Genomic DNA, 6,317 nt, shown 5'->3' on the forward strand with positions numbered 1-6,317 from the left:
CGACGGTTCCGGCGCCGCCGCCGGCCCCGGAACCGTCGTCCGCCGACGCGGCCCCCGGCAGCGCGGGGCCCACGGCAAGCCCCGCGCCCACTCCCAGAACGGTTCTACGGCTGACGTCCGCGGACATGCCACACCCCTCGACCGATCGTCCCGAAACCAGGATTTGCTCAGCGACATGACAAATGGTGGAGGGAGTGAAGCGAGGGGACAACGGGTCAGGCGCGTCGAATAGTTTCGAAGGTGGGAGACGAGGGACCCGCACGACTTCGATCGCACGGACCCACTCTGGCTAGTCCTCTCCCACGAGGCCTTCGAAGGGCACTTCCTTGCAGGGCTTGATCCGACCCTCGACCACGTACATGCTCCAGGCGGGGCTGACGTCGTCCTTCACCCGCTCCGGCTCCTCGAAGGCCAGGGTGTCGCCGGGGTGGAGCGTGTACGTCAGGGGCTCACTCCACACGCCCGTCTTCACGTTGTAGGTCCGCGTGCGTTCCGGCGGCATCTTGCCCCGCGGCTGCTCACACACAAAGCCGCTCCTGGGCTTGTCGACACTGACGAAGACGCCCTCCGCGCGCAGGCGCTCGATCAGCCTCGACTTGTCGTCCCAACTCAGGGCGACGATCTCGTCGAACGTGAGGGTGACACTGCCGTCTTCGTGCCGCTCGAGCGCGTAAGCCTGCTGCCCGCCCGTCGACGACGGCACCGCCACCACGACCCCCGCCGCCACGGCACACGCCGCGAGGGCCACCAGTGCCCGCCGGGGCGTGACCCGGCGCCTGCGCACCGGCGCCTCCTCCGTCCGGTCCGCCGCGCGCAGCGCGATCTCCCGCTGGAGTTCGCCCAGCAGCCGGTCCTCGAACGTGCTCCCGGTCTTCGTCGTCATGCCTTTCCCCCTGCGTAGCTGAGCCCTGCCGTCTGCTCCATCGGCGCGGCGGCCGACCGCAGCGCCTTGCGCGCCCGGTGCAGCCGCACCCTCGCGGTGACCTTGCGTATCCCGAGGGCCGTCGCCGCCTCCGTGACGCTGAGCTGGTCGACCGCGACGAGTTCGATCACCGCGCGTTCCCCGTCGGGCAGCCCTTCCAGCGCGGCCAGCGCCCGGCGCCCGGCGGCCTCCGCGTCGAGCTTCTCCTCCAGGCGGTCGATGTCGTCGCCGTCGAGCAGCCGGCGGCCGGCGATACGGCTGCCGAGGACGCTCTGGCGGGCGCTGCGCCGGGCCTCCGCGGCGACGACGTTGCGTGCGATGCCGTACAGCCAGGCCGTCTCGCTGCCGAGGTCGGCCCGGTAGGCGTGCGCGGAGTCGATGGCCGCGAGGAACGTCTCGGCGGTCAGGTCGGCGACGGTGTGCGGATCGGTGACCCGCCGGGCCATGAACCGGGTGACGGTGTCGACGTGGCGGCTGTAGAAGACCTCGAACGCCGCGGGATCGTACATCTCTCCCGGCGGACCGCCCCGGCTTCTGCTGTCCGGTGCCAAGGTGTGTACCTCCCGTCGTCGGTCATGCTGTCACCTGTACTTGGCCGGGGAGGGCGAAGGCGTTACCGGACAGGCCCGGAGACAGGGCCCCGGGAACAGCGAACCCGGGAGCAGTGAATCCGGGAACGACGAAAGGGCCCGCACGACTGAAGTCGTACGGGCCCCTTCTGGAGCTCGTGCTGGAGCTACCAGGTCAGATCAACGGACTTACTTGTTGATCTTGGTGACCTGGCCGGCGCCCACGGTCCGGCCACCCTCACGGATGGCGAACTTCAGGCCCTCTTCCATGGCGACGGGCTGGATGAGCTCGACCTTCATCTCAGTGTTGTCGCCCGGCATGACCATCTCCGTGCCCTCGGGGAGGGTCACAACACCGGTCACGTCAGTCGTACGGAAGTAGAACTGCGGACGGTAGTTGTTGAAGAACGGCGTGTGGCGGCCACCCTCGTCCTTGGACAGGATGTAGGCCTGGGCCTCGAACTCGGTGTGCGGGGTGACCGAACCCGGCTTGATGATGACCTGGCCGCGCTCGACGTCCTCGCGCTTGATGCCACGGAGGAGCAGACCGACGTTCTCACCGGCCTGGCCCTCGTCGAGCAGCTTGCGGAACATCTCGATGCCGGTGACCGTGGTGGTGGTCTTCTCGGTCTTGATGCCGATGATGTCGACGGTCTCGTTGACCTTGAGGACACCACGCTCGATACGGCCGGTGACGACCGTACCGCGACCGGTGATGGTGAAGACGTCCTCGATCGGCATCAGGAACGGCTTGTCGACGTCGCGCTCCGGCTCCGGGATGGCGGAGTCGACGGCGTCCATCAGGTCCAGGACCGACTGGCCCCACTCCTTGTCGCCCTCGAGCGCCTTGAGCGCCGAGACCTTGACGACCGGCAGGTCGTCGCCCGGGAACTCGTACTCGGAGAGGAGCTCACGAACCTCGAGCTCGACGAGCTCCAGGATCTCCTCGTCGTCCACCATGTCGGCCTTGTTCAGGGCGACGACGATGTACGGAACGCCGACCTGGCGGGCCAGGAGCACGTGCTCCTTGGTCTGCGGCATCGGGCCGTCGGTGGCGGCGACCACGAGGATGGCGCCGTCCATCTGGGCAGCACCGGTGATCATGTTCTTGATGTAGTCGGCGTGACCCGGGCAGTCGACGTGCGCGTAGTGACGCGACTCGGTCTGGTACTCGACGTGCGCGATGGAGATGGTGATACCGCGCTGGCGCTCCTCAGGAGCCTTGTCGATCTGGTCGAAGGCCGAGGCCTCGTTCAGGTCCGGGTACTTGTCGTGCAGCACCTTGGTAATGGCGGCCGTGAGGGTCGTCTTACCGTGGTCGATGTGACCGATGGTGCCGATGTTGACGTGGGGCTTAGTCCGCTCGAACTTCGCCTTCGCCACGGGGTCCTCCTGTGGAGTGGTTCTGAACGCCTTGCTTCATCGGCGCCAGGTGATCTTTGCTGGAAAGCCCGGGCCCCGGGGGTCAAACATCCGCATTCGCGGGGGTTTGACCCCGTAAGGCTCCGGAGTCAAGCCTAAAGGCTGGAACTCTGCTGAGTTACTCGCCCTTGGCCTTCGCGATGATCTCCTCGGCGACGTTCCGCGGAACCTCGGCGTAGGAGTCGAACTGCATGGAGTAGCTGGCGCGGCCGGACGTCTTGCTGCGCAGGTCGCCGACGTAGCCGAACATCTCCGAGAGGGGCACGAGGCCCTTCACGACACGGGCACCGGCCCGCTCCTCCATGGCCTGGATCTGGCCACGGCGGGAGTTGATGTCGCCGATGACCTCACCCATGTAGTCCTCGGGCGTGGTGACCTCGACGGCCATCATGGGCTCGAGCAGCACGGGGCTGGCCTTGCGGGCGGCCTCCTTGAAGGCCTGCGAACCGGCGATCTTGAACGCCAGCTCGGAGGAGTCGACCTCGTGGTAGGCACCGTCGAGAAGCGTGACGCGGACGCCCGTCATCTCGTACCCGGCGAGGATGCCGAACTGCATGGCCTCCTGCGCACCGGCGTCCACCGAAGGGATGTACTCCTTCGGGATACGGCCACCGGTCACCTTGTTCACGAACTCGTACGAGGCGTCGCCGCCCTCGATCGGCTCGATCGCGATCTGCACCTTGGCGAACTGGCCGGTACCACCAGTCTGCTTCTTGTGCGTGTAGTCGACGCGCTCGACGGCCTTGCGGATCGTCTCGCGGTAGGCGACCTGCGGCTTGCCGACGTTGGCCTCGACCTTGAACTCACGGCGCATACGGTCGACGAGCACCTCGAGGTGCAGCTCGCCCATACCGCCGATGATGGTCTGGCCGGTCTCCTCGTCGGAGTGGACCTGGAAGGACGGGTCCTCCTCGGCCAGGCGCTGGATCGCGACGCCGAGCTTCTCCTGGTCGCCCTTCGACTTGGGCTCGATGGCGACCTGGATGACCGGGGCCGGGAAGTCCATGGACTCCAGGATCACCGGCTGCTTGTCGTCGGCCAGCGTCTCACCGGTGGTGGTCTGCTTCAGGCCCATGACGGCGACGATGTCGCCGGCGCCCACCGAGTCGATCTCCTCACGCTTGTTCGCGTGCATGCGGTAGATCTTGCCGATGCGCTCCTTCTTGCCCTTGACGGAGTTCAGCACGGCGGTGCCGGACTCCAGGCGACCGGAGTAGATCCGGACGAAGGTGAGCTTGCCGAGGTGCGGGTCGCTCATGATCTTGAACGCCAGCGCGGACAGCGGCTCGTCGTCGGACGGCTTGCGCTTGATGACCTCTTCCGGGTCGTTGACGGCGTGGCCCTCGATGGCCTCGACGTCAAGCGGCGTCGGGAGGTAGCGCACGACCGCGTCGAGCAGGGGCTGGACGCCCTTGTTCTTGAACGCGGTGCCGCAGAAGACAGGGGTCACCGTGGTGCCGGTGCCCTTGCCGGACGCGATGGTGATACGACGGATCGCCGCGTAGAGCTGCTCCTCGGTGGGCTCCTCGCCCTCCAGGTACAGCTCCATCAGCTCCTCGTCGTTCTCGGCGACGGCCTCGAGCAGCTTGCCGCGCCATTCCTCGGCAGCCTCGGTGTGCGTGGCCGGGATGTCGACGGTGTCGTACATCTCGCCCTTGGCGGCCTCGGCGGACCACACGAGCGCCTTCATGCGGACCAGGTCCACGACGCCCTTGAAGTCGGCCTCAGCACCGATGGGGAGCTGCATGACGAGCGGCTGGGCGCCCAGGCGGTCCGAGATCATGTCCACGCAGCGGTGGAACTCGGCGCCGGTGCGGTCCAGCTTGTTGACGAAGCAGATGCGGGGCACACCGTAACGGTCGGCCTGACGCCACACCGTCTCGGACTGCGGCTCCACGCCGGCAACGCCGTCGAACACCGTCACGGCGCCGTCGAGGACGCGGAGCGAACGCTCCACCTCGACGGTGAAGTCGACGTGACCCGGGGTGTCGATGATGTTGATGGTGTGGTCGACACCCTCAAGCGGCCAGTGACAGGTGGTGGCAGCAGAGGTGATCGTGATGCCACGCTCCTGCTCCTGCTCCATCCAGTCCATGGTGGCGGCGCCGTCGTGGACCTCACCGATCTTGTAGCTGACGCCGGTGTAGAAGAGGATCCGCTCGGTGGTGGTCGTCTTGCCCGCGTCGATGTGGGCCATGATCCCAATGTTGCGGACCCTGGCCAGGTCAAGTGAAGTGGTAGCCATAAGGCTTCAGTCTTCTCTCGGTCTCGATGGGGTCTGCGACTACCAGCGGTAGTGCGCGAAGGCCTTGTTGGACTCGGCCATCTTGTGGGTGTCCTCGCGCTTCTTCACAGCGGCACCGAGGCCGTTGGAGGCGTCGAGAAGCTCGTTGAGCAGACGCTCGGTCATCGTCTTCTCGCGACGGGCGCGGGAGTAACCGACGAGCCAGCGCAGCGCGAGCGTGTTGGCACGACCGGGCTTGACCTCGATCGGAACCTGGTACGTCGCACCACCGACACGGCGGGACTTGACCTCGAGGGTCGGCTTGATGTTCTCCAGAGCGCGCTTCAGCGTGATGATCGGGTCGTTGCCCGTCTTCTCACGCAGGCCCTCCATGGCGCCGTAGACGATGCGCTCGGCGGTGGAGCGCTTGCCGTTCAGCAGCACCTTGTTGATGAGCGACGTGACAAGAGGAGAACCGTAGACCGGGTCGATGATGACCGGGCGCTTCGGGGCGGGGCCCTTACGAGGCATTCTTACTTCTCCTTCTTGGCGCCGTAGCGGCTGCGGGCCTGCTTGCGGTTCTTGACACCCTGGGTGTCGAGCGAGCCGCGGATGATCTTGTAGCGAACACCCGGCAGGTCCTTCACACGGCCACCACGCACGAGCACGATGGAGTGCTCCTGCAGGTTGTGTCCCTCACCCGGAATGTAAGCGGTGACCTCGATCCCGCTGGTCAGACGCACACGCGCGACCTTACGCAGGGCCGAGTTCGGCTTCTTCGGGGTGGTCGTGAACACACGCGTGCAGACGCCGCGGCGCTGAGGGGAACCCTCGAGTGCGGGCGTCTTGTTCTTCTCGACCTTGTCCTGCCGGCCCTTACGGACCAGCTGCTGGATCGTAGGCACTACTTCTCCGGTTTCTGTGTGCCGAATGGTGAAGCTAACCCGGAACATCTCCGACCCACGCGGTCGGGTGTGTCGAATACTGCGGGTTCCCGCCGCGAGGCAGAAGGGCGCAGATTACGGCGTCCGCTTACGGCTCCCACCTGTGCGGTTCAAGGCACGCACGAGAGCCAGGGCACACCCCAGGCACAAGGTCTGAGCGTACCTATCGCATTCGCTACGGTCAAAACAAATGGGTAGCCGCTGCGCTGGGCTGGGGCGGGGGGCCTTGTCTGGTG

At 66.5% G+C, this 6,317-nt stretch carries 6 protein-coding genes; all 6 read right to left on the bottom strand.

Annotation, left to right across the window (positions count from 1 at the left end):
• Nucleotides 1–289: 289 nt before the first annotated feature.
• The gene (locus tag AOK23_RS39305) at nucleotides 290–883 is read right to left on the bottom strand and encodes a hypothetical protein (protein ID WP_055717235.1); all 594 of its coding nucleotides are present in this window, start codon (nucleotides 881–883) and stop codon (nucleotides 290–292) included.
• The gene (locus tag AOK23_RS39310) at nucleotides 880–1,431 is read right to left on the bottom strand and encodes an RNA polymerase sigma factor (RefSeq protein WP_055717236.1); all 552 of its coding nucleotides are present in this window, start codon (nucleotides 1,429–1,431) and stop codon (nucleotides 880–882) included. Before AOK23_RS39310 ends, AOK23_RS39305 begins: the two co-directional genes overlap by 4 nt.
• 249 nt (nucleotides 1,432–1,680) lie before the next feature.
• Nucleotides 1,681–2,874, bottom strand: a complete 1,194-nt coding sequence (tuf, locus tag AOK23_RS39315; RefSeq protein WP_055537301.1) for an elongation factor Tu — start codon at nucleotides 2,872–2,874, stop codon at nucleotides 1,681–1,683.
• 157 nt (nucleotides 2,875–3,031) lie between these two features.
• Nucleotides 3,032–5,158 carry an elongation factor G gene (fusA, locus tag AOK23_RS39320; protein WP_055537300.1) on the bottom strand — a complete coding sequence of 709 codons (2,127 nt, stop codon included), beginning with the start codon at nucleotides 5,156–5,158 and terminating at the stop codon, nucleotides 3,032–3,034.
• Nucleotides 5,159–5,197: 39 nt separating this feature from the next.
• On the bottom strand, nucleotides 5,198–5,668 hold the full coding sequence (rpsG, locus tag AOK23_RS39325; RefSeq protein WP_003992340.1) for a 30S ribosomal protein S7: 471 nt from the start codon (nucleotides 5,666–5,668) through the stop codon (nucleotides 5,198–5,200).
• A 2-nt stretch (nucleotides 5,669–5,670) separates the two neighbouring features.
• Complete coding sequence (rpsL, locus tag AOK23_RS39330) at nucleotides 5,671–6,042, bottom strand: 30S ribosomal protein S12 (protein WP_003948652.1); 372 nt, start codon at nucleotides 6,040–6,042, stop codon at nucleotides 5,671–5,673.
• Between the last annotated feature and the right edge of the window lie 275 nt (nucleotides 6,043–6,317).

Source organism: Streptomyces torulosus, from assembly GCF_001419765.1.
Taxonomy (GTDB): domain Bacteria; phylum Actinomycetota; class Actinomycetes; order Streptomycetales; family Streptomycetaceae; genus Streptomyces; species Streptomyces torulosus.

Excerpts from the sequence above, each read along its gene's own strand:
- AOK23_RS39305 (WP_055717235.1), bottom strand. The coding sequence starts at position 883 with ATGACGACGAAGACCGGGAGCACGTTCGAGGACCGGCTGCTGGGCGAA.
- AOK23_RS39310 (WP_055717236.1), bottom strand. The coding sequence starts at position 1,431 with ATGTACGATCCCGCGGCGTTCGAGGTCTTCTACAGCCGCCACGTCGAC.
- rpsG (WP_003992340.1), bottom strand. The coding sequence starts at position 5,668 with ATGCCTCGTAAGGGCCCCGCCCCGAAGCGCCCGGTCATCATCGACCCG.
- fusA (WP_055537300.1), bottom strand. The coding sequence starts at position 5,158 with ATGGCTACCACTTCACTTGACCTGGCCAGGGTCCGCAACATTGGGATC.